This window comes from Haloferula sargassicola (genome assembly GCF_040362925.1).
GTDB classification, from domain to species: Bacteria; Verrucomicrobiota; Verrucomicrobiia; order Verrucomicrobiales; family Akkermansiaceae; genus Haloferula; species Haloferula sargassicola.
Genome location: NZ_BAABRI010000005.1, coordinates 15901 through 39573, shown reverse-complemented (window position 1 = coordinate 39573; position 23673 = coordinate 15901). Strand labels below are relative to the sequence as shown.

The 23673-nt window shown below is 64.7% G+C and carries 22 protein-coding genes; 4 read left to right on the top strand and 18 right to left on the bottom strand.

The window, feature by feature from the left end; translation table 11 throughout:
• The first annotated feature begins 20 nt into the window (after positions 1–20).
• Positions 21–2342, top strand: a complete 2322-nt coding sequence (locus ABXH26_RS05200; protein ID WP_353565986.1) for a glycosyl hydrolase — start codon at positions 21–23, stop codon at positions 2340–2342.
• Positions 2343–2391: 49 nt separating this feature from the next.
• A complete protein-coding gene (locus ABXH26_RS05195; RefSeq protein WP_353565985.1) occupies positions 2392–3864 on the top strand; it encodes an SGNH/GDSL hydrolase family protein in 1473 nt (490 codons plus the stop codon).
• A 427-nt stretch (positions 3865–4291) separates the two neighbouring features.
• Here the strand turns inward: ABXH26_RS05195 and ABXH26_RS05190 are convergent, their stop codons facing one another.
• The 3 genes from ABXH26_RS05190 to modA are packed head-to-tail and all read right to left on the bottom strand — an operon-like array spanning position 4292 to position 6785.
• The gene (locus ABXH26_RS05190; protein WP_353565984.1) at positions 4292–5374 is read right to left on the bottom strand and encodes an ABC transporter ATP-binding protein; all 1083 of its coding nucleotides are present in this window, start codon (positions 5372–5374) and stop codon (positions 4292–4294) included.
• On the bottom strand, positions 5371–6039 hold the full coding sequence (gene modB / locus ABXH26_RS05185; protein ID WP_353565983.1) for a molybdate ABC transporter permease subunit: 669 nt from the start codon (positions 6037–6039) through the stop codon (positions 5371–5373). Before modB ends, ABXH26_RS05190 begins: the two co-directional genes overlap by 4 nt.
• Positions 6036–6785: a molybdate ABC transporter substrate-binding protein gene (gene modA / locus ABXH26_RS05180; RefSeq protein WP_353565982.1), complete on the bottom strand. Its 750-nt coding sequence runs from the start codon at positions 6783–6785 to the stop codon at positions 6036–6038. Before modA ends, modB begins: the two co-directional genes overlap by 4 nt.
• A gap of 24 nt (positions 6786–6809) precedes the next feature.
• On the opposite strand from modA, the gene ABXH26_RS05175 reads away from it, so the two are divergent.
• On the top strand, positions 6810–7268 hold the full coding sequence (locus ABXH26_RS05175) for a GNAT family N-acetyltransferase (protein ID WP_353565981.1): 459 nt from the start codon (positions 6810–6812) through the stop codon (positions 7266–7268).
• On the opposite strand, the gene ABXH26_RS05170 is transcribed toward ABXH26_RS05175, so the two are convergent.
• Positions 7265–7744 carry a hypothetical protein gene (locus ABXH26_RS05170; protein ID WP_353565980.1) on the bottom strand — a complete coding sequence of 160 codons (480 nt, stop codon included), beginning with the start codon at positions 7742–7744 and terminating at the stop codon, positions 7265–7267. The two genes, ABXH26_RS05175 and ABXH26_RS05170, sit on opposite strands and share 4 nt — an antisense overlap.
• A gap of 54 nt (positions 7745–7798) precedes the next feature.
• Here ABXH26_RS05170 and ABXH26_RS05165 point away from each other — a divergent pair, with 54 nt between their 5' ends.
• On the top strand, positions 7799–8026 hold the full coding sequence (locus ABXH26_RS05165; RefSeq protein WP_353565979.1) for a hypothetical protein: 228 nt from the start codon (positions 7799–7801) through the stop codon (positions 8024–8026).
• Positions 8027–8028: 2 nt separating this feature from the next.
• Here ABXH26_RS05165 and ABXH26_RS05160 read toward each other — a convergent pair whose 3' ends face one another.
• The 14 genes from ABXH26_RS05160 to ABXH26_RS05095 form a co-directional block, all read right to left on the bottom strand.
• Positions 8029–8250 carry a TOBE domain-containing protein gene (locus ABXH26_RS05160; protein WP_353565978.1) on the bottom strand — a complete coding sequence of 74 codons (222 nt, stop codon included), beginning with the start codon at positions 8248–8250 and terminating at the stop codon, positions 8029–8031.
• 6 nt (positions 8251–8256) lie between these two features.
• Positions 8257–9408, bottom strand: a complete 1152-nt coding sequence (locus ABXH26_RS05155) for a hydroxymethylglutaryl-CoA lyase-like TIM-barrel protein (protein WP_353565977.1) — start codon at positions 9406–9408, stop codon at positions 8257–8259.
• A gap of 5 nt (positions 9409–9413) precedes the next feature.
• Positions 9414–9719, bottom strand: a complete 306-nt coding sequence (locus ABXH26_RS05150; protein WP_353565976.1) for a (2Fe-2S) ferredoxin domain-containing protein — start codon at positions 9717–9719, stop codon at positions 9414–9416.
• A gap of 20 nt (positions 9720–9739) precedes the next feature.
• Positions 9740–10231 carry a ferritin gene (locus ABXH26_RS05145; protein ID WP_353565975.1) on the bottom strand — a complete coding sequence of 164 codons (492 nt, stop codon included), beginning with the start codon at positions 10229–10231 and terminating at the stop codon, positions 9740–9742.
• A 43-nt stretch (positions 10232–10274) separates the two neighbouring features.
• Complete coding sequence (nifB, locus tag ABXH26_RS05140; RefSeq protein ID WP_353565974.1) at positions 10275–11567, bottom strand: nitrogenase cofactor biosynthesis protein NifB; 1293 nt, start codon at positions 11565–11567, stop codon at positions 10275–10277.
• Positions 11564–12958 carry a nitrogenase component 1 gene (locus tag ABXH26_RS05135; protein WP_353565973.1) on the bottom strand — a complete coding sequence of 465 codons (1395 nt, stop codon included), beginning with the start codon at positions 12956–12958 and terminating at the stop codon, positions 11564–11566. Before ABXH26_RS05135 ends, nifB begins: the two co-directional genes overlap by 4 nt.
• Entirely contained in the window at positions 12955–14340 is a 1386-nt protein-coding gene (nifE, locus tag ABXH26_RS05130) for a nitrogenase iron-molybdenum cofactor biosynthesis protein NifE (RefSeq protein ID WP_353565972.1), read from the bottom strand. The genes ABXH26_RS05135 and nifE overlap by 4 nt, the downstream gene beginning before the upstream one ends.
• A 46-nt stretch (positions 14341–14386) precedes the next feature.
• Entirely contained in the window at positions 14387–15760 is a 1374-nt protein-coding gene (gene nifK / locus ABXH26_RS05125; protein ID WP_353565971.1) for a nitrogenase molybdenum-iron protein subunit beta, read from the bottom strand.
• Positions 15761–15790: 30 nt separating this feature from the next.
• Positions 15791–17458, bottom strand: coding sequence for a nitrogenase molybdenum-iron protein alpha chain (gene nifD / locus ABXH26_RS05120; protein ID WP_353565970.1), 1668 nt, complete (start codon positions 17456–17458; stop codon positions 15791–15793).
• 37 nt (positions 17459–17495) lie between these two features.
• On the bottom strand, positions 17496–18320 hold the full coding sequence (nifH, locus tag ABXH26_RS05115) for a nitrogenase iron protein (RefSeq protein WP_353565969.1): 825 nt from the start codon (positions 18318–18320) through the stop codon (positions 17496–17498).
• Positions 18321–18656: 336 nt separating this feature from the next.
• Positions 18657–19577 (bottom strand): ADP-ribosylglycohydrolase family protein, encoded by a 921-nt coding sequence (locus tag ABXH26_RS05110; protein ID WP_353565968.1) that lies wholly within the window; start codon positions 19575–19577, stop codon positions 18657–18659.
• Positions 19577–20341 (bottom strand): NAD(+)--dinitrogen-reductase ADP-D-ribosyltransferase, encoded by a 765-nt coding sequence (locus ABXH26_RS05105; RefSeq protein WP_353565967.1) that lies wholly within the window; start codon positions 20339–20341, stop codon positions 19577–19579. Before ABXH26_RS05105 ends, ABXH26_RS05110 begins: the two co-directional genes overlap by 1 nt.
• Before the next feature lie 41 nt (positions 20342–20382).
• Positions 20383–22047: a sigma 54-interacting transcriptional regulator gene (locus ABXH26_RS05100; protein ID WP_353565966.1), complete on the bottom strand. Its 1665-nt coding sequence runs from the start codon at positions 22045–22047 to the stop codon at positions 20383–20385.
• Positions 22048–22271: 224 nt separating this feature from the next.
• Positions 22272–23507, bottom strand: coding sequence for an NnrS family protein (locus ABXH26_RS05095; protein ID WP_353565965.1), 1236 nt, complete (start codon positions 23505–23507; stop codon positions 22272–22274).
• Positions 23508–23673 lie beyond the last annotated feature (166 nt).

Below are 23673 nucleotides of genomic sequence, written 5' to 3'. Positions count from 1 at the left end.
TGGAGCGTGCGGGGCAGTGGATGCAAGCGGGGCTTGGCCTGATGGCCGGGCTTTCCCCCCTGCATGCCGCATCCCCGGACTGGCCGGTGGCCCCGATCGAAGCCAAGCCGTGGCGGCAGCTCAGCGCGGTTTCGCTGGCGGAAGGCCTCCTGCCGGACCTCGGCCAGCTCAGCGCCGAGGGCTTCGGCGGGGTGGTTTTCCCCGCCTGGCACGAGGATCCCGATCTGTGGATGCTGCAGACCCGCGAGATGGCCGCCGAGGCGCAGCTGAACGGCCTCGGCTTCGACCTACGGCTCAACGATTTCCCTCGGCCCGACAGCGCTCTGGACGAACTCCGTGTCCGGAAAGTGGAGCCCTTTCAGCAGGCGGTCTCCGGCGGCCAGGAAGTGCGCATCGACCTTCCTTCGGCCGAGATCGACACCATCGGTGCCTGGCCGCTCCAAGGATCGCCGACCGACCTGTCGAGCTTCGTTCAGAAGGATGGCACGCTGGTGTGGAATGCGCCGCCGGGCGACTGGCGCATTTTCGGGCTGGCCCTGCACAAGGCCGACAAGGAACTCGACCCGTTCTCGGACTACTCGATGGCCCTGTGGCTGGATTTTCACGAAAAGCCGCTCGAAGAAGATGGCGTACCCGCGGCCCGGTCGAAAGTCTTCGAGCGCAGCGCCACCACCACCGGCGATTGGTCGCCCGAGTTCCACGAAACCTTCATCAAGCTCCGTGGCTACGACCTCCGCGAGCAGCTCCCGGCGCTTCTGGGTGACGGCGATCCCGGCGTTTCCCAACGCGTCACCAGCGACTATCGGGAAACCCTCGGCGACCTGCATTTGAAGGCCCTGGGTGCCTGGCATGAACGGACGAGGGCCGAGGGCTCGCTGAGTCGCTCGGTATTGCGCGGAAATCCCGGCCATCCCGTGGATCTTCACGCCGTCGCGGACATCCCGAGCGTTCTCTCACCCGAGGACCCGCCCTTCGCCGCTTCGGCCGCCCATTTCGCGCTCAAGCCGCTGGTGAGCGGCATCGTAGCGGGCGGAAAGACCGCGACGCCCGATGAAATCCGCCGCCAGTGCGAGGCGCTGTGGATCAAGGGCGCGAACCAGATCGTGCTCGGCCCCATCAATGAAGCGCTGGAGCCCGGCATTCCGGCGCTGACCGCCTGGATCACCCGTATCCAGACGATTCTTCAAGACGGCGCGCCCGACCCGGACGTGCTACTGTACTTCCCGTATCACGACTTTCTCGCCACCCGCGGAGGGCTGCCGGACGATCCCGACGAGCGGCTCGACTGGATCGCCGCCAGCGGCTTCGGCCATGCCCTGCGGGTTTTTGAAAAGGCGGGCATCGAGTGCGACATCGTGAGCGACAAGCTCCTCGCCACCGCCACCGCCGCCAACGGCCGGATCATCCTCGGCGGCCTGAGCTACAAGGCCGTCATCCTGCCGGAAGTCCGCCGCCTGCCCGAGACGACCGCCGCGGTGTTGCGCGATCTTTCCCGCCGCAGCGGACGGATCGGCATCCTCGGCGACTGGCCCACCGACGTGCCCGGTTTTCCCTCGCCGGACATCCGCCGCGGCACCCTCATCCAGGCTCTGGAAAACATCAGCCGGCCTGAGGAAAGCGACGATCCGCTCAAGCTCGCCGCCGCCTTGGGGATCGAGGGAGAACCGCTGACCCGCTTCGGATTGCGTGCCGTCCGCCGCATTCATGCGGAGGGAAATCACTACTGGATCGTCAATCCGACGGATGAGTCCATCGACGCCACCTTCGAGCTGGCCCGCCCCGCCGCCGCTGCGGTGATGCTCGATCCGACCCTGCCCGATCGGGCCGGTCTCGTGAGCACCGCCACGGGCGGAAATCGGGTCGCACTGCAGCTCTCGCTCGCTCCCCATGAGTCCCGACTGGTCCGCACCTATCGGCAAGCGCCCCCCGATCTCGCTGCCTGGCCGGAGACGATGGAGGCGATCGACCTCCGGGGTCGCTGGCAGCTGACCTTCCCCGGCGGGAAAACCACCGAGCTGCCATTGCTGGGTTCGTGGCGCACCTTGGCGGACCCGGAAATGGCGCGCGCCGGATCACCGGTGAGCTACCGCCTTGAGTTCGAAGTTCCCGACGGATCGGACGCGTGGCTGCTCGATCTGGGCAAGGTCGCCCATGTGGCGGAGGTGACCATCGATGGTGGCGATCCGGCTCCGGTCTTCGGTTGTCCCGCGGTGATCGATCTCGGCTCCCTGCCCGCCGGGGCCCACCAGCTCGAGCTCTCCGTTTCGGCCCTGCCGGGAACCGACGCTGCCGGCCTCCTCGGTCCGGTCCGCCTGTTGCCGCTCGTGAAAGGGCGGAACTGACCCCAAGGAAACGGCTTTCCCCCCCGGCGAGCGGGGCTAGGTTCGCCCCATGATCCGCGCCACCCTTGCCGCCGGCCTCGCGCTGGCATTCATCCCGACCGCCCGCGCCGCCGAGCAGATCGTGACCCTCGGCGATTCACTGACGTTCGCTTATGAGGCGGAATTCGGGTTCCGGGTGAAGATTCTCAATCCTTCCACCTTCAGTTTGGAAACCCACGGAGACGGGTTTGACACCTATCGTCCCGGGAAAGTCCGGAACTGGATCGAGACCTTGAACCACGCCACCTACCGTCACGACTGGTTCGACATCGGCACCCGCCGGACCTTCACCATTCCGTTGGTCAGCGGCACTTTCCTCCTGCGCCACGAATACAACTGGGCCATCCCCGGAGCGAGGGCCGCGGACCTCCATGACTTCATCAGTGGCAACAAGTCGTTCACGGACATTGCCAACTCGTCGGACAGCGGAGACAGCGGCCTTTCGGTCGGTGAAGCCATGGTGCTGGCAGGCATCGATGACAGCGATTTCTCCCTCACCGAGCTGCGCACCCAGGTCCAGAGCCAGGCCGAGCGACTGACCTATTTCGTGGGCGGCAATGACATGCGTGGAGTCTACGGCGGCATCTACAATGCCACCCTGACTCCTGCCGAGATCGAGGCTTTCGTCAGCGGCTTCGTTTCCGACTCCACCGCCGTGATCGATCAAGTCCAGACTTGGAACCCGGGCATTCCCATCGTCATCGTCGCCGTCCCGCACATCGGCATCACCCCGGAGATCCGCGGGAAATACCCGACCGATCCGGTGAAGACCGGCTACGTCACCGACGTCACCCGCGACCTCAACCAGCGCCTCAAGTCGCTGGCCGACTCCCGGGGCCTGGGTTTTGCCGACATCTTCGGACCCACCCTCGGGCTTCTTGACGGCACCGCCCCATTCACCATTCACGGCATCCCCTTCACCAATGCCGGCAGCGTCACCGGGGACCTGGACTACGTCTGGCTCAACGGCGAGTTCAGCGCGAATTTCCACCCCAACACCAACGCCCAGGCCGTGATCGCCAACGTGATCATCCACGCCTTCAACACCACCTACGGCGACGAGATCCCCTTGCTGACCGCCAGCGAAATGCTCGGTGGCTTGCTCGGCAAGAGTGCGGCCCAGATCGACATGAGCTTCGCCAACTGGATGACCGGCTTCCAACTCACGGGCCTTGGAGAAAGCGACGACAGCGACGGCGACGGCATCCCTGCCGTGGTCGAATTCGCGCTCGGCCTGGATCCCACCTATCCGGACTCGGATTTCGTGTCGCTCGAAAGCACCGGATCCGGCTACGAACTCCGCTACCCCATTCGCCTCCCTTCCACCACCGAGGTAACCGTCGATGCCGAAACCGGTCTCACTCTCGACGACTTCACACCCGTCACGCCAAGCCCTACCGTCGCGGCCGACGGCTATGCTCATGCCCCCCTGCCAGGGGACAATCAGGCCTTCATCCGCCTGAACGCCAACACATCTCCCTAACAGTCGCCCGCCTCCGGCGTGCGAACGGAGCGGCTGCCTGCGGCTGCCGGACAGAGCGGCCGCTGCTGAACCGCTCTCGTCGCTGCTTCGAGTCCCCCCGAGCTCGTCAACTCAAGGGACCACTCGGCCGATTTCATCATCGGCGCTCCATTCGAGCCTCCCGCTTGCGAACGGAGCGGCTGCCTGCGGCTGCCGGACAGAGAGGCCGCTGCTGAACCGCTCTCGTCGCTGCTTCGAGTCCCCCCGAGCTCGCCAACTCAAGGGACCACTCGGCCGATTTCATCATCGGCGCTCCATTCGAGCCTCCGCTTGCGAACGGAGCGGCTGCCTGCGGCTGCCGGACAGAGAGGCCGCAGCTGAAGAGCTCTCGTCGCTGCTTCGAGTCCCCCCCAGCTCGCCAACTCAAGGGACCACTCGGCCGATTTCATCATCGGCGCTCCATCAAATGCACCCTTGGTGCCTTCACCGAAGCCACCACCCGGCTCCCCTCCTTCAGGGCCATCTCCGCGCAAGCCTCCCGCGTCAACAGCGCCACCAACCTGAACCCACACTCGACCTCCACCCTCACCATCACTCCTTGGCCGCAAAGCTCTCGCACCAACCCTGCCAACCGGTTCCGCGGACTGGCCGGCGAATCATCCGGAGCCGACAAGCTCACATCCTCCGCCCGGATGCCCACCATCACCTCCCGCATCCCGGTCTCCGGCGCCAGCGCCTTCAGCATCACCTCACCGCACCGCACCCGCGCGATGCCGTCTGCGACCGACTCCACCACTCCGGGCACCATCGTTTCCACCAGCAGAATGTCCGCCACCTCCGCACTGCCGGGCCTCGCGAACACCTCGGACACCGGCCCCTGCTGAACCAAACGCCCGCCCGACATCACCGCGATGTCGTCGCCCAGCGCCTGCGCCTCGTCGCGGTCGTGCGTGACCAGCAGCGCCGGAATCCCCGCCTCCCGCAGCCAGCCACGCAGCTCGCCGCGCAGGCGCAGACGGGTCGGCTGGTCGAGCGCTGCCAGCGGCTCGTCGAGCAGCAACAGGCCCGGCCGCGGAGCCAGCGCCCGCGCCAGTGCCACCCGTTGCTGCTGCCCGCCGGACAACTCGCCCGGATAGCGCTTTTCCAGATCCTCCAGCCCCAGCCATTCCAGCAGCTCGGCCACCCGCATTGCCCTGTTAGAGCGGCCCCTCAGGCCATACCCGACATTCCCCGCCACCGTCAGGTGGGGAAACAACGAGTAGTCCTGCGGCACCAGCCCGACCCGCCGGTGACGCGCCGGGACGTGGATGCTACGGTGGGCATCGTACCAAACCCGGCCGTCGAACCGGACCGACCCCGCCACCGGCCGATCCAGTCCCGCCACCGCCCGCAGCAGCGTCGTTTTTCCCGATCCCGACGCTCCGAAGAGCACCGTCACCGCCACCTCCGGGCGGGTCGCGAAATCCTCCACCCGGATCACCGGGCCACCCGGAAACCGACGCTCGAAACTGGCCTGGAGGACGGCATTCATGCGCGACCTCCGCGGGTGAGTCGCTCACTGAGCGCGACGGAAATGAAAGCCAGCACCGCCGACACCGCGGCGAAACGCCAGGCCTTTCCATCCTCGCCGAGCTGGACGAGGTTATAGATGGCCACCGACAAGGTCGTCGTTTTCCCAGGGATGTTGCCGGCGATCATAATCGTCGCCCCGAACTCGCCCAAGGCCCGCGCAAACGCCAACAGCGTGCCCGCCAGCACCCCGCGCTTCGCCAGCGGCAGGGTGACCGTGAAAAACACCCGCCATTCCCCCGCTCCCAGCGTCCGCGCCTGCTGCTCGAGCCGGCCGTCCACGCCATCCATCGCCGCCCGCGCCGCGCGGACCAGCAGCGGCAGCGCCATCACGGAGAGCGCCAGCACCACCGCCTTCCAGGTGAATACGACCTCGATGCCGAAGGTTTCCCACAGCCAGCTCCCCAGCGGTCCGCGGCGACCGAAGAGCTGCAGCAGGATCAGCCCGGTGACCACGGGCGGCATGACCAGCGGCATCGAAACGAGGGTCTCGACCAGCGTCTTTCCCGGCCAGCTCCGGCGCGAGAGCAGCCAGGCGACCGCCACCCCGAAGGGCAGCACCAGCAGCGTCGCCAGCACCGCCATTCCAGCGGTGAATCCAACCAGGCGCCACTCCTCCGAAGTCATTCCGCGAGCACCGTGAACCCGAATTTCTCGAATGTCACCCTCGCCGCGCCGCCCTCCAGCCACTTGAGGAAACGCCGGGCCGACTCCGCATGCCGCGAGTCGGACAGCAGCGCCACCGGATACACGATCTCCGGTCCCTCATCGGCCGGAATCTCCAGCGCCACCTTCACCTTGTCCGAGATCGCCGCATCCGTCTTGTAAACGATCCCCGCCTCGGCATTTCCCGACTCCACGAAGCCCAGCGCCGCACGCACGTTCTCGCCCGGAACCACCTTCGATGAAAGAGCGGCCCACAGGTGTTGCGATTCAAGCCAGGCCTTCGCATACACCCCCGCCGGCACCGCTTGAGGATTCCCCAGCGCAAGTCGGCGGACCGCTCCACCCGCAAGATCACCAGCAGCCTCGATGGCGGGGCCATCGGGCGAAGTCACCACCACCAAGGTGTTTCCTAACAATGACTTCCGGGTCTCCTCGACGATCAGCTTCTTCAAAGCCAGCCGATCCATCTGCCGCGTGTCCGCGGAAAGGAACACATCCGCTGGCGCGCCGGCCTCGATCTGGCGGGCGAGCGTGTTCGAGCCGGCGAAGTTGAACACCACCGTGTCGCCCGTGTTCCTTCCATAAATCTCCCCCGCCTCCTGCAGCACCTGCGTCAGGCTGGCGGCGGCAAAAACGGTGATCTCCTCCGCGGCCGAAATTAACGGCAGCAGCAGGAACGCGACGAGGATGGACTTCACGGAGGGCATGGGGGTTGCTAGGCAAGACATCGCATGGGTGAGGAACTTGGCAAGATCCGGCGGGCGGGGAAAGACGACATCCCGGTTTTGGGAGGCTTGCTTGGCCATCTGTTCGCGCAGGAAGCGGAGTTCGTGCCGGATCCGGAAAAGCAGGCCCGCGGGCTGCGCATGATCCTTGACCAGCCGGATAGCGGTCTCCTGCTGGTTGCCGAAACGGCGGACGGCGTGGTCGGCATGGTGAGCGTGCTGTTTTCCATCAGCACTGCGGAAGGCGGACGGGTGGGATGGCTGGAGGACATGATCGTGGATCCGGCGCATCGCGGAACCGGAATCGGACAAAGACTCTTGCGGAGCGCCATCAAGCAGGCGCGCACAGCCGGCTGCCTGCGGCTGACCCTGCTTACCGATTCCGACAACATTGCCGCGGTCTGCTTTTACACCCGCGCGGGCTTCATCGGCTCTCCGATGATCCCGCTGCGGATGAAACTCTAACCGACGGCGGTTTCCGGCCCGACGATGGTGCTGCCGATCGACATCTTTGGCGCCGCCCACAACCATTTTGCCTTCGGCGTCACGCGGCCACCAAGCAGCCGCAGCGCCTCGCCGGAATTGCATCCGGTGGGCTTCAGCCCCTCGCCGTTTTTCTTCAGCACCTCCATGTGAACCAGCAACTCGGTGTCAAACTCGCGGCTGATGCCGCAAATGCGGATGACCCGGGAAGGGCAAGTGTCGGGATCACCCGCGTCCCACAGCAGCAGCTCGGTTTTTCCCTCGGCCGGCGACCCACGGCGCACGGCGGCGATCAGGTCGGCGGCTTCGAGGTTCCACTCGCCGTTCGGCGTGTCGGGCATGTCCATGATGTGGCGGGCGATCGGCCCGTCGGGACCGGCCAGGCGGACTTTGGTCAATTCGCCGGGCTGCCACATGCCATCGGGCAGCGCGGTCGCTTGGGTCAGGTAAAAGGCCATCGTATCAGAGGTTCAGGTTGTGCCCTCACGGGCGGTGTGGTTTCTTAGGCGTTGATGAGGATGTTGAAACGCCTGCGCTATCTGCTCGCCGAGGGCTTCGAGGTCGGGAATGTCTGCGGCATCGATGCTCCTGCTGGATCGGGCGGCCCCGGTCGTGGCTCGATCACCTACGTGGTGACCGCCGAGACCGGCTCGCGGCGCTTGCGCACCGAGGAGTTCCAGCTGGGCGCCGGTGAGGCCAGGCGCTGCGCCCGCCTCTACCTGCGCTCGATGCGGCGCTGACCTCAGTGCCCGCCGCAGGTGCAGCGGCAGACCGAGACGTTGGTCGCCTTGACCAGCGCGCAGGCTTTGTCGCCGGGCGAGAGAGCGAGATCCTTGACCGAGTCGCTGGAGACGATCGCGGCGACGTCGCCGGCTGGCGTTTCGATGACGACCTCGGAAACAATGTCGCCGATTTTCACCGATTTGACGGTGCCGCTGAGTTCGTTGCGTATGGAATTGGGCATGTTGATTCAGGTGGTGAAAAGTCCGTCGGCCGCCATCAGCGCGGCCTCGTTGGGGGAGAGCACCGTGTGCCGGCGGCGGCAGAATTCGCGCAGCCGCTCGGCCGTTTCCGCGAGCGTAGCGGGATCGAGCAGGATTCCGCTGCCGCCGGCGAACTCCCGCAACGCGCCTGGTCCGCTCTGGGCGCCGAAGTAGAGTCGCGACGGCAGATGGCCAACCGATTCCGGCGCAAAGGCCTCGTATGTCCGGCGGTCGCGCCTCAGACCGGTGAGATGGATACCCGAGGCGTGGGAAAAAACCGCCTCGCCCACCACCGGAGCCTGCGCCGGCAAGACGCGCTGAGTGGCCTTGGCGGTGAAGCTTGAGAGGGCGCCGAGTCCGGCAAGCTCAATGCCCGAGTCGCAGTGGCAGGCCACGCTCAAGGCGGTCGCCACTTCCGCGAAGCACGCATTTCCCGCCCGCTCGCCGAGACCATTGACGGTGGTGCTCAGGCATTTCGCGCCGTTCTGCCAGGCGACGATCGTATTAGCAGTGGCCATGCCGAGGTCGTTGTGGGCGTGGATCTCGACCAGCTTGCCGCCGAGGTTCTTCAGCACGTTGCGTGTCATCACCTCGGTCAGCTTCGGGTTCAGCACGCCCACCGTGTCGGCCAGCCGGAGACGTATCGCCGGAGACTCGGCCACGGCGTGGCAGAAGTCGGCGAGGAAACAACGATCCGCCCGCGAGGCGTCCTGTGTGCCGACCGTCACGTAGTCGAAGCGCCCCGCCGCATCCTCGGTCAGGTCGCGCAGCGTGCGCAGCACCCACGCATGGTTCTTGCGCCAGGCCTGCAGGTGGATGTTGGAGACGGGAAAGGAAAGGTGAACACCCTGCACCGGACATTGTGCGGCGGCGTCGAGATCGTCGGGACGAGCACGGCACCACGCGAGCAACCAAAGGTCGGGCACCGCCCCGGCGACCTCGGAAATCTGCCGCCGCGCCGTTTCGCCGGAGGCGGGAATGCCGACCTCCAGCTCACGCACGCCGATCGCCGCCAGCTGCCGGGCGAGCTCGACGCGGTCGGCATCGGAGAATCCGACGCCCGCCGCCTGCTCGCCATCGCGCAGCGTGGTATCGACGAACCACGCACGCGACTTCCGGATCTCGGCCAGCGGATTCATGGCATTCAGGAAACGAGGTAATCCTCGGCCACCTCGCCGTCCTCGAAGGCATCAAGGATGGCATCAATGGCCTCCTCGGTGATCCGGCCGTACGTATGGCCGGACGGGTAGTCGATGATCACCGGGCCCTTGGTGCATTGGTTCATGCAGCCGGTCACGGAGACCTCGATGCCTTCCAGCATCCGGTCCTGGATCTCGTTCTGGAGGTAACTCAACAGGTTGATCGATTCCTTCTTGTGGCAAACGCCCTGCGGCTCTCCCCCGGCACGGAAGCTGGCGCAGACGAACAGGTGATGGTCGGGAACATTCATGATGGTGAGTTGGTTGGAAATTAGTCGGCGAAAATCCGGGGGACGTGGCGGTCGAGCGTGGCCATCGCCCCGGCGCAGTTCGCGCGCTGGGCGAGGGTGAGAAGTTTCCCGGTCCAGGCTTCTTCCTCGACCTGCTCCTCGATGAACCAGTGCAGCATGACCTGCGAGGGATAGTCCCTTTGCTCCAGCGCTGCCTCGTAGCAGCCGTGGATGCCGCGGGTGTTGGCCTTCTCCAGCTCGACGACGTACTTCGCGACGTCGATCAGGTCGGAGAACTGTTGCCGCGGCGCCTCGACCGCTCCGAGAATCGGCTGGACGCCTCGATCCAGCAGATGGCCGTGGATCTTTTCGGTATGCTCGGCCTCCTCGGCGGCCTGCTTTTTGAAGAACTCGGCGAAGCCGGAGTAGTCGGCGGCCTCGCACCAGAGCGAAAGCGCGAGGTAGGAAATGGAGGCGAAGCGCTCATGCTCGGCCTGGCTCTGGAGGGCATCGATGACGGAGGTGGTGGACATGATTTCCGATTTCGGATTTAAAACTTCAGATTTTCTAACAGTATCAACCGCATCCGGTGCCGGTGCCGGAGCAGCCGTCGCCGCAGCTGGTGAACCGGCGGCGGAGCGAGGTCGGGATTTCCTCGTCCTCGTAGATCGCCTCGAGTCCTTCCTCGATCAGGCCCTCCATCTCGATGACGGCCAGGCCGAACCCCTCGATGATGCTTTTCGGCCGCGGGCCGCAGGCGCTGACGAGGATGGCGCGGCAGTCGCGCAGCTCGTGGGCGAGTTCCTTCCAGCGGTCGTCGCCGCCGCCATGCGGCGGCAGACGGCGAACGTCGATGATCTCGTACTCGTCCGACTCCTCGTGGTGTCCGTAAATGATCACCTTGTCGGCCTCGCCGAGGTGCAGGTTGACCAACATTCCTTCCTGGGTGGCGACGGCGACGAAAGGGCGCGACTTGTCCATGGGCATGTCTTTCTCGGTGTAGGATTGCAGCGTTTCAGCGAACTCCAGCGAGCGGTCTTCGTTGAGCAAGCCGACCGCGTCGGCACGGCAGCGGGCACAGTGGCTCATCTGCGAGAGGTTCTCGCCGGATTGCAGGCGCACACGGGCCATCATGATTCCGTCCGGCTCGGTGAGGTTTTCGAAAGGCGTGTCCTCGACCGGGCATAGCGGGATGCAGTTCATCAAAGCCGCGCCGAGGTCCTTGGTGACCTTCGCAACCCGCGGGATGTGGTGATCGTTGACGCCGGGGATGACGATCGAGTTGACCTTCACCGCCACCCCGCGCTCAGCCAGTTTGGCCACGGCTTCGAGCTGGCGGTCGATCATCAGCTGCGCGCCTTCCTCGCCCTTGAGCGGGTGGTCGCCATCGCGCACCCAGCGGTAAACCAGCGCACCGATCTTCGGATCGACGGCGTTGATGGTGATGGTCACATGGGTGACATCGAGTTCCGCGATCTCGTCGATGTAGGGACCGATGTGCAGGCCGTTCGAAGCGAGGCAGAGCATCATTTCCGGAAACCGGCGGCGGACGAGGCGCAGCGTTTCCATGGTCTCGTAGGGATTGGCGAAGGGATCGCCCGGACCGGCAATACCCATAACTTCGATGGTGGGGATCTTTTCCTTCATCTCCCCGAGGTAGGCCAGTGCCTGGACCGGTGATAGCACCTTGCTGGTGACGCCGGGGCGGCTCTCGTTCACGCAGTCGAACTTCCGGTTGCAGTAGTTGCACTGGATGTTGCAGCGCGGGGCGACCGGCAGGTGGATGCGGGCGAACTTATGGCTGCCGCCGATCGAGTAACACGGGTGGCGGTCGGTTTGGAACCGCTCGGGATGGACGCGGGTGCTCATAGGTAGGAGTAGCCGATGGTGGAGGTTGCTTGTTTGTGCTCGAGCAGCGCGTTGGCAATGGAATCGAAAAGCGTCTGCGCGCCGCGGTAGCCGAGGTGGAGGACGCGCTGGCCGCCGATGCGATCGTGGATGGGAAAGCCAGTGCGGATCAGCGGGATGCCCAGCTCGCGGGCCAAGCCGTAGCCCTTGCTGTTGCCAACCAGCAGGTCGGGCGCGAGCTGGTGCGCCTCATGCGAGATGTCGGCGAAGTCCGCGCCGTCGCGGATCCGGACGTCGGCCGGCAGCTCGGGCACGGCGGCCCGGAGCGCGGTCTCGAAGTTGCCGGTCGTGCCGCCGCAAGCGACGAGAACCGGCTGCACGCCGATCTCGCACAGGAAGGAAACGAGGCCGATCACCAAGTCCGATTCGCCGAAGACGATCGCGCGTTTGCCAAAGGTGATCTTGTGGGCATCGACCACCGAGTCGACCAGCCTCCCCCGCTCCGCCGTCAGGTCGATGGGGGTTTCCTTGCCGGAAATCCGAGCCAATGCGTCGAGGAAGTCGTCGGTCGCGGAAATCCCGACCGGCAGGGTCAGGCCGACCTTTTCGACCCCGAAGCGCTGCTCCAGCAAACTCCCCGCGGACCTCGGCTTGCCTCGCAGCGAGTCGCCGAGTTCGAGCGTCGCACGGGCCCCGGCCATGGCGCGGATCGCCTCAATGCCAGTGCCGCCGGCGGGCAGCGCCTCGTAGTCGACCCAGGTCGCACCATCGAGTGTGTCGCTGTAGTCGGGCAGCATCGTGACCGCGAAGCCGAAGCATTCGGCGAGTTCGTGCAGATGGCGCAAGTCGGCGGTGGAAACCATGCCCGGCAGCAGGTTCAGGCCACCATGGGGCACGGTCGTCTCGGCGAGCTGATCGACCAGCGCGGTCACGCAGTCATGGAAGCCGTCGATGTGTGAGCCGCGGTAGCTGGCCGTGGAAACCTGGACGACCGGTGGCAGGTTCGCGACCTTCTCGCGGCAGCCGGCGACCAGGCCCGGCATGTCCTCGCCGATGGTTTCGCTGAGGCAGGTCGTCGCCAGGCCAATTAACTCGGGCCGGTACTGGCGGGAAACGTTGGCCATTCCGGTTTCGAGGTTCTTCGCCCCACCGAAGACCGCCGTGTCCTCCGAAAAGTTCGAGGCGGCGATGTCCATCGGCTCGCGGAAATGGCTGATGAGATATCTGCGGATGTAGGTCGAGCAGCCTTGGGATCCGTGCAGGAAGGGAATCGCACCACGCACGCCGCGATAAACCAGACAGGCCCCGAGTGGCGTGCAGAGCTTGCACGCGTTGCGGGTGGCCGCGGTGCAGTGGGACAGGTCCGGATTGACCGGCGGCTCGTCGCACAGGATGTCGCATTCCTCGATCATGCCGCTTCGGTTTGATTGGAGGTTTTCCGCTTGGCGCGGCGCGGGACGAACTTCCACACAGGACTCATCACCGAGGCATGGACCTCCTTGGCGAAATTGAGCATCCCCTCGAAGCCCGCCAGCGCCTCCTTACGCTCGTGGTTGTGGTCGCAGAACCCGATGCCGAGCTTGTAGGCGATCGGCCGTTCCTTGACCCCGCCGATGAAAAGATCGACGTCCATCTCCAGGCAGAACTTGGCAAGTTCCAACGGATTGGAATCATCGACGATGACCGTGCCGGGATCGCACAGCTCCTTGAGTTGCGCGTAGTCCTGCGGGTTGCCCGTTTGCGAGCCGACCAGAACCGTACGCATTCCCAGCGTGCGCAGCGCCCGCACCAGCGAGAAGGCCTTGAAGGCGCCGCCGACGTAGACCGCCGCCTTCCTCCCCTTGAGGATTTTCCGGTAACGGCGCAGCTCCGGCTGGATCCTTGCCAACTCCATGCTGACCAGACCGCGGGCACTCTGCATCAACTCGTCGTCGCCGAAAACCCCGGCGGCCTCGTAGAGTGCGGCCGCGGTGTCCTCGATGCCGAAAAACGAGATTCGTTGGAACGGGATGCCGTACTGCTGCTCGAGCCGCTTCGCGAAATGGAGCATCGACCCGGAGCACTGCACCAGGTTCAGCTTCGCGCCGTGGCAGCGGCGGATCTCGTCCACCCGGCCATCGCCGGTAATGCACGAGACGACCTCGATGCCGATGCGCTTGAAGTAGTCCTTCATCAGCCAGGTCTCGCCCGCGATGTTGAATTCGCCGAGCAGGTTGATGCTGCGCTTGGATATGCCAGCAATGTCGCCGCTGCCGACAAGCTGGTAGAGCGCGTCGCAGGCGGCGCGGTAGCCGTCCTTCTTGGTGCCGCTGAAGCCCGGGCTTTCCACCGGAATGACCGGAATGCCGGCCTCGGCGGCCAGCTCCCTGCAGACCGCGCCGACGTCATCTCCGATGATTCCCGTCATACAAGTCGAGTAAACGAAAGCGGCCTTCGGCCTGCAGGCGGCGATCAGCTCGCGCAACGCTGCGGTGAGCTTCTTTTCCCCGCCGAAGATCACGTCCTTTTCCTGGAGGTCGGTGGAGAAACTGTTGCGGTGGAGCTGCGGCCCGCTCGATTGCGCTCCGCGGATGTCCCAGGTGTAGGCGGCGCAGCCGATCGGGCCGTGGACCACGTGGAGCGCGTCGGAGATCGGGTAGAGCACCACCCGCGAGCCGCAAAAGACGCACGCCCGCTGGCTCACCGATCCCGCCACGCTTTGCTTGCCGCACGAAATCCCGGTTGCCCCCTCCTCGCCCTTGCGCAGGACCTGGGAGCGGCGTTCTTCGAGGATCTCGATGGATTCGTGGGACATGACAGCGGGGCGTTTTCGGTGAGCGAACGGGCAATGAGACGTCGGGTTACTGAACCAGCTCGAACCACTCCTCGGGGCAGGTCTCATCCCGGTGGTCGAGCAGCGCGTCGCTGATCTTCTCCACCAGGTGCATCGCCCCGCGGTAGCCGACGGCCGGGAACAGGCGGTGGCCGACGCGGTCGAGCACCGGGAAGCCGAAGCGGACCAGCGGAATGCCCTCGGCGCGGCCGATGAACTTGCCGTAAGTGTTGCCGATGAGCAGCTTGACCGGATCGGCCTTGATGCGCTCGTGCAGCTCGAAGAGGTCGGCGGTCTGCCGGACCACCGCGTCCGGATACTGGTCGCCCAGGATCTCGGCGATCTTCCGTTCGAAGGCCTTGCCGGGCGAGCCGGTGAAGACGTACTTTGGATACAATCCCAGCTCGACCGCGAAGCGGGTCATGCCGATCACCACATCGGGATCGCCGAAGATGGCGACCGGGACATTGTGAAAATACTGGCCGATGTCCGAAATGACATCCAATAGGCGGCCGCGCTCGGCATCGATGCTGGCCGGCACCTCGACCTCGGCGATACGGCGCAGCGTGTCGATGTAGCGGTCGGTGTTGGCGAGGCCGATCGGGGCGTCGAGCTTCTCAAAAGGCACCTCGCATTGGTCGAGAAGCTTCTGGGCAGGCGGGTAGGCGGTGAACTCGCCGAGGGCGAGGGTTTTCACCGCATCCCCCATCCGCTTGACCTCCGCGATCGGGGTGCCTCCCTTCGGATACATCTCGTAAACGCCGGTCTGCGGCAGGTCGAGCACATCAGAGGTGTCCGGGCAGATCGTGTATTTCACGCCCAGCTCGTCGGCCAGACGCTTCAGCTCGCGCATGTCGCTCGGGTCGAGCCAGCCGGGCATGATGTTGACCGCATCGCTCGATTCTCCGGTCTTCTCCGCGAGATAGGTCACGAAAGCGGTGCACATGTTGGCATAGCCGGTGACGTTCGAGCCGACAAAGCTCGGCGTGTTCGCATGGATGACCGTCTTGCCTTCCGGGATCTTCCCCTCGTCGCGTGACTTCTTGATGATGGTCGGGATGTCGTCGCCGATCACCTCCGACAGGCAGGTCGTGTGGACGGCGACCACTTCCGGATTGTAGATCGAGAAGATGTTCACCAGCGCCTGCTGGAGGTTGGCGAGGCCGCCGAAAACCGAGGCTCCCTCGGTGAAGGAACTGGTGGTCGCTGCGACGGGCTCTTTGAAGTGACGGGTCAGGTGACTGCGGTGATAGGCGCAGCAGCCTTGGGAGCCATGGCTGTGCGGCATGCAGCTGTGGATGCCTAGCGAAGCATACATTGCGCCGATCGGCTGGCAGGTCTTGGCCGGGTTGATCCGCAGCGCGCCGCGTTCCGAGACTCCGGCTGTGGTAACGTCTAACATGGTCTTGTGGGGTTGAAGTTGCGGTTGATTTCAGGCGACGACCGCAGCGGGTTCCCCGATCTTGCGGTCCTTGACCCACGGCGGGACCACGTAGCCCCAGACCTTACTGGAAAGCATCCGGTCCACTTCCTTGTAGAAGTTCGCCGCGCCGGTGAAGGCCGCGTAGGGACCGCCGTAGTCGTAGGAGTGCAGCTGCTTGCAGGGCACGCCCATCTTCTCGACGATGTACTTGTCCTTGATGCCGGAGCCGATGATGTCGGGCTTCCAGGTCTCGATCAGCTTCTCCAGCTCGTGGTGGCTGATGTCGTCGATCACCAGAGCGCGCTTCTTCATTTCCTTCATCATCCCCTGGTAGTCGGAGAAGCTGAACCCGTTCGCGATCATCTTGGCCTTGGCCTCGGGCGAGATCCGCGGGCGGAAACGTTCGGGATCGGGATCGACGTGGAGTTCCTCAATGTTGCGGCTATCGGCATCGACCTTGATGCTCGGCAGCACGTCGCGGCCTTCGTAGTCGTCGCGGTGGGCGAACTCGTAGCCGGCGGAAATCGTCTCCATGCCGATGTCGGCGAACAGGTCCTGGTAATGGTGGGCCCGGGAACCGCCAACGAACAGCGCCGCCTTCTTGCCTTGGTGGCGCGCCTTGACCTCCAGGCGAACCTCGCGGATCGCCTCCATTTCCTGGGCGATGACCTCCTCGGTGCGGGCGATCAGGTTCTCATCGCCGAAGTACTGGGCGATCTTGCGCAGCGACTTTGCGGTCGAGTCGGCGCCGATGAAGTTCACCTTGAACCACGGGATGCCGAACTTCGTTTCCATCATCTCGGCCATGTAGTTGATCGAGCGGTGGCACATCACGACGTTCAGGTCCGCCTGGTGGCAGCTGGTGATTTCATCGTAGGTAACCCCGCCGGACAGTGTGGCCAGCACGCGCACGCCGCACTTGCGAAGCAGCGTGTCAATCTCCCAGGCATCACCGCCGATGTTGTATTCGCCGAGGATGTTGATCTTGAACGGCGCGTCGGCGTCCTCACCGACCGGTGCGTCGTCGAGGCCGATCATGTGCTTGAACACGCCGTTGTTCGCGATGTGGTGGCCGGCCGATTGGGAAACACCCTTGTAGCCCTCGCAGGAAAAGCCGAAGACGTTAATCCCGAGTTCCTTGCTCGCCTCGCGGCAAACGCTGTGGATGTCGTCACCGATCAGCCCGACCGGGCAGGTGGCATAGACCGAGATCGCCTTCGGCTTGAACAGCTCGTAGGCCTCGCGGATGGCGGCTGCCAGGCGCTTCTCTCCGCCGAACACGATGTGGTCCTCTTGCATGTCGGTGGTCATGCAGTACTGGAGGAAGTTCGCCTTCCCCAGCTCGCTGGTGCGGGCGAGGTTGCGGCGGGTCTGCCAGGAGTAGTAGCTGCAACCGACCGGACCGTGGGTGATGTGGAGGATGTCGTGAATCGGCCCGATGACCACCCCGCGGCAGCCAGCGTAGGTGCAGCCGCGCTGGGTGATGATGCCGGGGATCGTGCGGGTGTTTGCGCCGATCACGAGCGGCGAGTCCGGGTCGTTCTCGAGGATCTGCTTCGAGCGCTTGCGCAGCGTTTTGGCCGGCAGGCCCTCCAGCATCTGCTCGCGCAACGCGTCGGGCGAGACGCCCTCGATCGCGCTGAAGGCGCCGTCTTCGGTGGTGGAAATGTCGCTCATGGCGGTTCGTGCGGTTGGGGCCCGTGCGGGCCGGGGTTCAGGCAAAAAGACCGTATTCCATCAGCAGCGCCTCGAGTTCCTCGATCGCCAGCGGGTTCGGAATCACGAGCTTCTTGTTGACCTCGATCGCCTTGGCCAAGGCGCGGTATTCGTCGGCCTGCCTGGCTTCCGGGTTCCACTCGATGACCGTCTTGCGGTTGATCTCGGCGCGCTGCACGTCGTTGTCGCGCGGGACGAAGTGGATCATCTGCGTGCCCAGGCGGGCGGCGAAGTTCTCGATCAGATCCTTCTCGCGATCGACGTTGCGGCTGTTGCAGATGAGGCCGCCGAGCCTGACCACGCCGGTCTTGGCGAACTTCACGATGCCCTTGCAGATGTTATTAGCGGCATACATCGCCATCATCTCACCGGAGCAGACGATGTAGATCTCCTCCGCCTTACCCTCGCGGATCGGCATGGCGAAACCACCGCAGACGACATCGCCGAGGACGTCGTAGAAGACGTAGTCGAGCCCGACCTGCTCCTCGTAGGCACCGAGCTGTTCGAGCATGTTGATCGAGGTGATGATACCGCGGCCGGCGCAGCCGACGCCCGGCTCCGGGCCACCGGACTCCACGCACAGGGAGGCGCAGTAGCCCTCCGAGCGGATGTCCTCGAGTTCCACGTCCTCGCCTTCCTCGCGGAGGGTGTCGAGCACGCTGCGCTGGGCCAGGCCGCCGAGGAGGAGCCGGGTGGAGTCGGCTTTCGGGTCGCACCCGACGACCATGACCTTCCGGCCCATTTCGACCAGGCCGGCGACGGTGTTCTGGGTGGTGGTGGACTTGCCGATGCCACCCTTGCCGTAAATTGCGATCTTTCTCATGATTCGTATCCGGTTTGAATTACTAATTGTGTCGTAGTTTCCGCCTTCCGCTGCCGGGTGCGGCATGCGATTCCCTTAACTCGCAGGATGCCAGTGCCGGATTTCCGGAAGAATTTCCCGTCGATTCCGCACAACCCCCTGATCCTCACACGGGAAAAAATCCGATGCCCGGCTGACACACGCCGCGGCCGCGGAACGATTTCCTACCGGAATGTAGGAACCCGTTTCCTCCCCTACCCCGATGTCGGGAATCCAGGCCGATCTCCCATGATCGGCAAGGCCATTCCGGACGCGCCCGAGGGGAGCTTCTGACACGCGGAAAACCTCAGGCCGGACTTAGGAGCAGCGACCGAGCAGCGTCAGGAACAGATCCGTGCCACGCATGAGCTCCCGCCAGTCCTGCGGGATGCCATTCTTCCCGTGGCGGATCCCGGCGATACCCCCGGCAAGACAGGCCGTGGTGTCGGTATCGTGGCCGAGGGAGATGGCGGCTCGGACAATCGAAGCGTAGTCGTTCCCCCGGCAGGCATGGCGGGCGGAATGGAGGGAATCGACGACGTAGCCGGTACCGCCCGGAGGAAGATCGGCGGCCGGGAGAATGACGGATTCCAATTCGCGGCGAAACTGGGAGCCTGACGTGTAGATCCCGCGGAGGCGCGAAACGGCGGCGGCCCAGGGATCGTCAGAGCCAAGCATTTCAAATCGCGCCCACAGACAGTAAAGCGAGCAGCAGACCTGCGATCGAGGGTGGCGGTGGGTGACCAGCGACTGCTCATGAGCGAGGGCGACGAGATCCTCATCAGGCCCGGTAAACAGCAATGCGGCCGGCAGCACGCGCATCATCGAGCCGTTGCCGTTGTTGCGTTCGCCATGCAGGCCGGACTCGTGAGGCGGCCTGCCGCTGGCAAAACGCGACAGGGCGCTGCCGGTCTGGATACCGATGTCGAATACCCGCCCGCCGACCGCCATGTAGCCGTAGGCCGACCATTTGAGCAGGCGCATGGCGAAGTCATCGATCGACCATTGAAAGCACTCCAACAGCGATGCCATCAAACACAAGGCCTGGGCTCCATCGTCCGACCAAGTCCCCGGCTTGATGTGGGCGTAGCTGCGCGGGAAGCCCATCGGCGGGATCATGTCGATCTCCTCAAAAGGCGGGATTTCCTCCGGCGGGTGGAATTCGTAGGGCACGCCGAGCGCGTCGCCGACCAGCAGTCCCCAAAGGCCGCCTTCAATCTGTCGGATCCGTTCAGCCATCAGTAGAGCAGCTTGCGGACGCGGTATTCGCCGCCGATGACGAGATGTTCTTCCTCGCCCTTGAGGATGCTCTCGGGCAGCAGGGTGCTGAAAAAGAAAACCTTCGACAGCGGCACCCGCACCTCCCAGACGGTCGAGCCGAACTCCCAGGCGCATTCGCGGTCGGCGGTGAAGGACGAGATGTTGTTCATGCGGACGACCGGACGCTTGGGATCGGAGTCGTCGACCAGGCGGTAGGCCTGCCCGTCGAAGGTCCCGCGGTAAAGCGTGAGCCAGCGTTCGCCGGGATTTCTACGATGGATCTCGTACTGGCAGAACTCGAACAGCAGGTCGAGCTGCTGTTCGATGGCGTTGGTGCGCGCGCAACCTCGGATCCGGTCACGGGCATAGCGCTCAAAATTCTCCCGGCTCTGCCCGAGCGAACCCTGATGGAAGGTGGGCGCGATGCCGAGGCGGCTGTGGACCCAGCCCTTGAGCACGGCGCCCTCGATGGTGTTCGAATCGACCGCCCAGCCACGGATGAAGCGGACGTAGCTGTTTCGCAGACTACGGCGGGCGGCGGCGCGGTGCTCCTGCCATTGGTGCAGCGCGAACTGAACCGAGGCGTATTCGTGGAAGATTTCACCACGCCGCGCGGGAGAGACCTCGTTTTCCAAGATCTCGAACAAGCGGCGGTGCTCCTGTTTCACGCGACCGATGTGCAGCGGAGAGGGATCGTCCTGGAAACCGACGGAGGCCACCGTCCACGGTGGGCGGTTGCCCATGGAGAACAGGTTCGGTGGCGGCTCCAGTTCCACGCCGTCTTTTACTCACGGTAATCGGCCCAGTCGATCCCATGCTTCTTCACCCGCAGCCCCATGACACGCTCGGTGAGTTCGAGCTGACGGGCGGCAGCGGCCATGTTGCCGCGGTGGGTCTTGAGCGCATCGATGATCATTTCCCGCTCCACGCCATCGAGCGCGGCTTGGAGGGTCGAGCGGTTCGGCGCATCGTTGGCGGTCGGAACCTGGAGAGTCGGTGGCAAATGGTAGCCGTGGATCACCTCCTCGGTGGTCAGGAGGGTGGCGCGCTCGATGCAGTTTTCCAGCTCGCGGACGTTGCCGGGCCAGTGGTAGCTCATGAGCATGTCGATCGCCGGCGTGGAGATGCGGCGGATCTTCTTGCCGTTGGCCTGGTTGTATTTCTCCACGAAAAAGTCGGCGAGCTGGAGGATGTCGGTTTTCCGTTCGCGCAGCGCCGGGACGAAGACCGGGAAGACGTTGAGCCGATAGTAGAGGTCTTGGCGAAACTTCCCCTCCTCCACGAACTCCTCCAGCGGACGGTTGGTGGCGGCGATCACGCGGACATCGCAACGCAGCGTCGCTGTGCCGCCGACGCGCTCGAACTCGCGCTCTTGGAGGATACGCAGCAGCTTGGCTTGCGTCTGGAGCGGCAACTCGCCGATCTCATCGAGGAAAATCGTGCCGCGATGGGCGAGTTCGAAGCGCCCCTTGCGCATTGCGACCGCGCCGGTGAAGGCCCCGCGCTCGTGGCCGAAGAGTTCGCTTTCCACGATGCCGTCGGGCAGGGCCGCGCAGTTGATCTTCACAAAGGCCTTGCCCTCGCGCTGACTGCGCCGGTGGATGGCGTGGGCCACCAGTTCCTTCCCCACCCCGCTCTCACCGCGGATGAGCACGGTCGAGTTACTGGCGGCGACCTGCTCGATGGAATGATACACGATCTGCATCGCCCGCGAGTTGCCGATCATGTTGTCGGGCCGCAGGTGACGCTGGACCTGGTCCTGGAGCTTCTCGTTTTCGAGCCGGAAATACTCGAGCTGCTCTTGCGCCTGTCGCCGCAGATGGACGGCCTGAGCGATGAGCTGTGAGACCAGCGAGTAGAGTCGCAGGTCGGACTCCAACAGCTCACGGCTGGTGCAACGGCCGACGAGGTCAAGCGTGCCCATCACCTCGCCCGAATGGATCACCGGCACGCCGATCAGGGCGGTCTTCGAGCCGGAAAAGCAGACCGGTTTGGTTTTCGCCACCTCGGCAGCGGAGAGGTGGCGCTGCGGCAGACGGACATCGGGAATGACGATCGTTTCCGCTGTTTCCATCACCCGCTGGGAGAGGTAGAGGTCGGCCGCATCGAGGTCCGGCGCGATGTCCCGCGGCGAGAGGCCGCAGCTGGCCTCGACGCGATTCTCATCGGTCGCGCGATTACGGATCCGCAGCGTGGCGCGAAACAAGGACAGCGACTCGGTAATCCCGGCGAGCGCCTTGTTGAGGTCGTGCGTCAAGTCATCGCCCTCCTGCAACGAGCGCGCAACGTCGAACAGGATGCTCAGCTCTTGGATGACTCGGCAAATGGAATCGGAAACCGGCTCCAACTCCGAATTCGCCGGGCCATCGTGGTAGTAGCCGCAATCACGCTCGCAGTCGAAGCCCTCCTCGCCGGGCTTCGGTCGGCACGGTCCACGTTCCTTGACCATGGCTGTTACCCAGCAAAATATGCACCAAGCATATTCTCTGATACGAATCGATCAGGAAACGGAGGACGCACCACCTCCCTTTCGGATGCGCCCCACTCATTGATGGCTCGGATTCCTTGGAGACAAGCCCGCGAGCGCATCCCGGGCCTCCAAACGCTTTGGACGTGATCGTCGTCACAATTGGGACCGCAGTAACTCTCGCGAATTCCGTTTCCGACCGGTGCTCACGCACCTCGGCGGAGATCGAGGTTCGGGAGTCGCCAGCCCGAACGCCCGAACGAGGGCTGGAGCAGCTTGATGGGCTTGGGTTTGGCAAACTCGAGTCGCAGGCGCCAGGCCCAGAAGAGCATGGTGATCGTCCAGAAGCTGGCGGCGTAGATGTAGTGGGAAATCCGGATCTTCGGCACGAACTCGGGCGTGATCCGGGTGGCGGCGACGAGCAGCAGCAGCGCCCACACGGCATGGAACCATTTCATCGGCGACTGGAGCCGGTCGTGACGACCACCGTGGCCAAGCACGACGCGGGTGGCGACGCCGATCATGATCAAGCCGGTCGCCCCGATGAACATGCCGTGCAGCAATCCGATCCGCAGCGGCACGAACCAGCCGGCGGCGATCCAGCCGGCCAGCGCGCAGGGGACGACCCAGCGCAGGCCGCGCCCGACGGCATTGACCCCGCCCCAGCCGAGCCAGCCGGGGACGGAGAAGGCGATCGAAACGCCGACCACCGCCGCGCGCAGCCACATTCCGGGCCGGAGCAGTCCACGCGCCTCGACCTCGAAGCTGTAGATCATCAGCAGCCCGGCGATGACCGAGATGAAGAACGGCCGCCACCAGCCCCGCGGGATCGATCGGCTTTCGTCGAGCGAGTGCGGCGAGGATTTGCCGAAAAACCGCGGCAGCAGGTAGGGCGCCACGCCGAGGATGGGCAGCCAGAGGAAGCCCTGGAAAAGCATCAGCCGCCAGAACGAGTGCCACAGGGGTGAAAGGTGGACGACCGAGTGGATCGCCAGAGCGAAAGAGCCGATGCAGGCGCCGACCACGCCGAGGACGGCAATCGGAAAGCCGGGAGGCGGCACGTCCTTGCGGCCGAAAACGAATCGCACCCCAAGGCTCGCCAGCACCCCCGCCAGCCAGAACCCGGTCACCGTGTCCGCCGCCGGCACCTGCCCGAGCATGAGCAGGGTGATGATGGCGCCTGAAGTAGTTGCGTGCGCAACTACTTCAGGCGTGGTCCAAGGAAACGAGCCGAGGAGGCGGGGGCCGGCGGTGCCGAGAAAGCCGACGATGAAGCAGCCGCCGAAGCCGACGACCATGAGTCGGGCGTGGGCCTCGAGCGGCCATGCGGCGAGGATGCCGCCGAAATGGAGCGGCCACAATGCGACGCCGAGGATCGACGCGAGGATCCCGAGCGGAAAAAAGACGCGATGGGGTTCGTTGGCGAGGCGGGCGAGTGGCATGGAATCAGAAAGAGAAAGTTACCGCAGATGGACGCCGAAGAACGTCGATGCGGCGAGGATTGCGCCAACGGCACTAGTCATCCGGATGATGAACACGACAGATGGACGCCGAGGAACGTCGACGCGGCGAGGATCGCGCCAACAGCGCGAGTCATCCGGATGATGA

Coding starts and splice junctions, on each gene's coding strand:
- nifE (WP_353565972.1), bottom strand. CDS start 14,340: ATGTCCCACGAATCCATCGAGATCCTCGAAGAACGCCGCTCCCAGGTC.
- ABXH26_RS05175 (WP_353565981.1), top strand. CDS start 6,810: ATGGGTGAGGAACTTGGCAAGATCCGGCGGGCGGGGAAAGACGACATC.
- nifH (WP_353565969.1), bottom strand. CDS start 18,320: ATGAGAAAGATCGCAATTTACGGCAAGGGTGGCATCGGCAAGTCCACC.
- ABXH26_RS05150 (WP_353565976.1), bottom strand. CDS start 9,719: ATGAATGTTCCCGACCATCACCTGTTCGTCTGCGCCAGCTTCCGTGCC.
- ABXH26_RS05160 (WP_353565978.1), bottom strand. CDS start 8,250: ATGCCCAATTCCATACGCAACGAACTCAGCGGCACCGTCAAATCGGTG.
- ABXH26_RS05100 (WP_353565966.1), bottom strand. CDS start 22,047: ATGGTCAAGGAACGTGGACCGTGCCGACCGAAGCCCGGCGAGGAGGGC.
- nifK (WP_353565971.1), bottom strand. CDS start 15,760: ATGTTAGACGTTACCACAGCCGGAGTCTCGGAACGCGGCGCGCTGCGG.
- ABXH26_RS05200 (WP_353565986.1), top strand. CDS start 21: ATGCAAGCGGGGCTTGGCCTGATGGCCGGGCTTTCCCCCCTGCATGCC.
- modA (WP_353565982.1), bottom strand. CDS start 6,785: ATGCCCTCCGTGAAGTCCATCCTCGTCGCGTTCCTGCTGCTGCCGTTA.
- ABXH26_RS05165 (WP_353565979.1), top strand. CDS start 7,799: ATGAGGATGTTGAAACGCCTGCGCTATCTGCTCGCCGAGGGCTTCGAG.
- ABXH26_RS05110 (WP_353565968.1), bottom strand. CDS start 19,577: ATGGCTGAACGGATCCGACAGATTGAAGGCGGCCTTTGGGGACTGCTG.
- nifD (WP_353565970.1), bottom strand. CDS start 17,458: ATGAGCGACATTTCCACCACCGAAGACGGCGCCTTCAGCGCGATCGAG.
- ABXH26_RS05095 (WP_353565965.1), bottom strand. CDS start 23,507: ATGCCACTCGCCCGCCTCGCCAACGAACCCCATCGCGTCTTTTTTCCG.
- ABXH26_RS05170 (WP_353565980.1), bottom strand. CDS start 7,744: ATGGCCTTTTACCTGACCCAAGCGACCGCGCTGCCCGATGGCATGTGG.
- ABXH26_RS05190 (WP_353565984.1), bottom strand. CDS start 5,374: ATGAATGCCGTCCTCCAGGCCAGTTTCGAGCGTCGGTTTCCGGGTGGC.
- nifB (WP_353565974.1), bottom strand. CDS start 11,567: ATGAGCACCCGCGTCCATCCCGAGCGGTTCCAAACCGACCGCCACCCG.
- ABXH26_RS05195 (WP_353565985.1), top strand. CDS start 2,392: ATGATCCGCGCCACCCTTGCCGCCGGCCTCGCGCTGGCATTCATCCCG.
- modB (WP_353565983.1), bottom strand. CDS start 6,039: ATGACTTCGGAGGAGTGGCGCCTGGTTGGATTCACCGCTGGAATGGCG.
- ABXH26_RS05155 (WP_353565977.1), bottom strand. CDS start 9,408: ATGAATCCGCTGGCCGAGATCCGGAAGTCGCGTGCGTGGTTCGTCGAT.
- ABXH26_RS05135 (WP_353565973.1), bottom strand. CDS start 12,958: ATGATCGAGGAATGCGACATCCTGTGCGACGAGCCGCCGGTCAATCCG.
- ABXH26_RS05145 (WP_353565975.1), bottom strand. CDS start 10,231: ATGTCCACCACCTCCGTCATCGATGCCCTCCAGAGCCAGGCCGAGCAT.
- ABXH26_RS05105 (WP_353565967.1), bottom strand. CDS start 20,341: ATGGGCAACCGCCCACCGTGGACGGTGGCCTCCGTCGGTTTCCAGGAC.